The organism is Endozoicomonas sp. G2_1 (assembly GCF_017744155.1).
GTDB lineage: Bacteria > Pseudomonadota > Gammaproteobacteria > Enterobacterales > Alteromonadaceae > JAGHQT01.
In genome coordinates, this window is record NZ_JAGHQT010000036.1 from 1 (window position 1) to 2,923 (window position 2,923).

The 2,923-nt window shown below is 37.7% G+C and carries 5 protein-coding genes; all 5 read right to left on the minus strand.

The features are described from left to right. Positions 1–210 precede the first annotated feature (210 nt). Entirely contained in the window at positions 211–549 is a 339-nt protein-coding gene (locus tag J7384_RS19150; protein WP_209116106.1) for a PDZ domain-containing protein, read from the minus strand. Positions 550–663: 114 nt separating this feature from the next. After that, positions 664–1,107, minus strand: coding sequence for a hypothetical protein (locus J7384_RS19155; protein WP_209116140.1), 444 nt, complete (start codon positions 1,105–1,107; stop codon positions 664–666). 107 nt (positions 1,108–1,214) lie between these two features. Then, entirely contained in the window at positions 1,215–1,568 is a 354-nt protein-coding gene (locus J7384_RS19160; RefSeq protein ID WP_209116141.1) for a DUF6547 family protein, read from the minus strand. A 114-nt stretch (positions 1,569–1,682) separates the two neighbouring features. After that, a complete protein-coding gene (locus J7384_RS19165; protein WP_209116142.1) occupies positions 1,683–2,372 on the minus strand; it encodes a hypothetical protein in 690 nt (229 codons plus the stop codon). A 125-nt stretch (positions 2,373–2,497) separates the two neighbouring features. Further along, on the minus strand, positions 2,498–2,785 hold the full coding sequence (locus J7384_RS19170) for a hypothetical protein (protein WP_209116143.1): 288 nt from the start codon (positions 2,783–2,785) through the stop codon (positions 2,498–2,500). Between the last annotated feature and the right edge of the window lie 138 nt (positions 2,786–2,923).

The following is a 2,923-nucleotide window of genomic DNA, read 5'->3' on the forward strand; positions in this document are numbered from 1 at the left end:
TAAATTGTACCGCTAAACTAACCACATCAAAGAACGGCAACAAGTGCTAATTTTTAATTCTACAGCCAAACCACAAAACTATTTTTACTAGAATAGTGGTGGCAAAGCTAACGCCCGCTTAATGGGCTGATAAATGCTTGGCTAAACTGTGTAGCGAAGCGAAACCGAGCCAAACTTTAGCAGTCCCACCTTGAACAGCTTGTTATATTTTTATTGCAACAAAACTAAGGCTTCATATGTTTTACCATCTGGCTTCACTAAAGTTAAGGTTACAGTCTCACCAACATTTTTTTGCAACATACCTTTAGCTTTTGAAGCAGAACAACCCGGTATTTTACAGCCATCAATTGCAACTAGTTCATGACCTATTTCTATGCCTTCTTTTTCTGCTGATGAACCTTCAACAACAGGTTTTATTATTGCTTTTTTAACTTCAGGACTAAAAAAACCAGATACAGTTACGTCCAGTTTAAACCCTTTTTCTCCATGTTCATCAGCATAAGAACACAAAGAAATGATAGTTAATAAAATAGAGATTACAGCTTTCATAGTGGATTTCATCCTTAAAATATAACGCCCGCTTAACGGGCAAATAATTAGCTTAGCTAAAATTAGAAGCGTAGCGACGGGAGCTAAGCTTTATTTGTCCCGTTGAAGCGCTTGTTAGTGTGTAAGTTTCGAGACTGTATTAACTGCTGTAGTGTAATTCATATCACCTTTTCGAATAAAATAACCATACCAATTATTTTCATATTCATTTACAAAAACTAAAACGTGATTTTTTACATCGGCACTTCCTGAACCACAACCACTAAAGAAAACCTTTTTAGGCGGCTCATTCCCTTTATAAGTTTTGATTGGTAACAGTCTGAATTCAATAGTTTCACCAACCATAATAGGAAGCTGAACTTCATCATTATCAGCATTGTTTTTGAAACGGTTAATCAATGCTTTTTCGAAACTTGGATAATACTCGCCAGTTATAACAGCTTCAAACACATAAGAGGAATTTTCATAATGCGACTGAATACTTTTAGCTGCGTATCTGCAAGCTAAAGTTTGTGGGCTAAAAATGATGAAAAAGGCAAATATACTTAAATATTTCATATGCACACTAACGCCCCAATAAGGGGCTGATAAATGCTTGGCTAAACTTGTGAAGTGAAGCGAAGCGAAACCGAGCCAAGCTTTAGCAGTCCCGCTTTATTGGCTTGTTATAACTCAGGCCACTCGTCCCCAGGTTGTCTTGCGGTATAGTCAAAATTCAACTCTGTACCAAAAGGCTCTACAGGCAACTCTGATTGGTTGATTGATATTTTGAGATTATTTAAATTTTGAAGCTCACTTAAATATGCCAAAGTATCATGAACCCCACTAGATTTAGCATCATTTACCAAATCAGCAATAACATTCCTCTGTTCCGTGGATAAACTTGATAAAACTTTGTTGATCGCTTCGTTTTCAGCTGTATTTGGAAACTGGCCTTTCTTAACCCACTCAGCTTTGGTTGAACTGCTTCGCTCAACTAATTCGTCAATCAATGATTTGTATTCGTCCATTGAACCCATGCGCATTCCTAAAGAGAGTTATAACGCCCCAATAAGGGGCTAATAATGCTTGGCTATACTTGTGAAGCGAAGCGAAACCGAGCCAAGCTTTAGCAGTCCCACTTTAACAGCTTGTTAGCTGTATATTGGCACAATATTGAAACTTGGATGCCTTCCGTCATCTTGTTTTTTGACTACTTTATATTCAGAACATCCAACATTACCAAAAGCATCTGTATAGTTTAATTTAAAAATAGCTTCCTCTGGTGCGCCGCCATCTTCAAATTTAAACTCTAAACGTATGTCGCGATTAGTTTCCCATGCGGGAACCTCAGAGGGATGGAGAGAGTCCATAACAACATTCGAAGTGATAGCCACATGTGTTGAGGTGCTACCCGTATTTTTGATTGTCGTAAAAAACTTACTTTTACCAGCGCTATGTGAACCACCAACCCCATGAAATATAAAGTTAGGTTTAGCTGCTTTTGATTGCCTTTCTCGTTCTATGTTCAGTGCTTCGCGTTCCGCTTCTACTTGGGATCTTGTTACTTCAACTAGTTCACGTTGCTGCTCAACAGAGTTATTTAACTCCGTAGCTTGCAACTCTAGGGCTTTTGTACTCTGTTGTAACTCTTTACCTTGTTGAAGAAAGCCTAAAATCAACCATAAAAATGCAACAGGGCCAAATATTCCAGCGAAAAAGTCACCAACTTCATTCAGAGGCATTGTGAATAGCTGATTTAACCTTCCATCTAGGATTAGCAAAATTCCTACAACGTAAATCAAGGTTAAAATTAATCCGACGATGGTTAAGATTCGATTCATACTTTCCTATACAGCTAACGCCCGCTTAACGGGCAAATAATTAGCTTAGCTAAAATTAGGAGCGCAGCGACGGGAGCGAAGCTTTATTTGTCCCGTTAAAGCGCTTGTTATACGAATATTACGCATTACTGGAAAATAATACCTGCCGCCACAACCACAATAAACAATATAACAACCAATGCTAGCAAATTACCTATACAAGCTAACGGTTTAGGCAATTTAGTGAAAGAGCCTAACTCCCATTTAGATAGAGTACCTTTATTTTTGAGGAATTCCTCTTTTTGAGAATCAGAAATATTGCTCCATTCACGATTAAATTTTTTAGATGCACGAACACCTGAAAGCACTTTATAACCGAAAAAAGCTATTAATAAAATTAAAAGAATAGCTTCCAATATTTCAGTTAACTCCATAATTCCCTATTCGTATAACGCCCCAATAAGGGGCTGATAATGCTTGGCTAAACTGTGAAGCGAAGCGGAACCGAGCCAAGCTTTAGCAGTCCCAACTTTATTGGCTTGTTATGTGTAATTACAGCAATTACTTTTTAT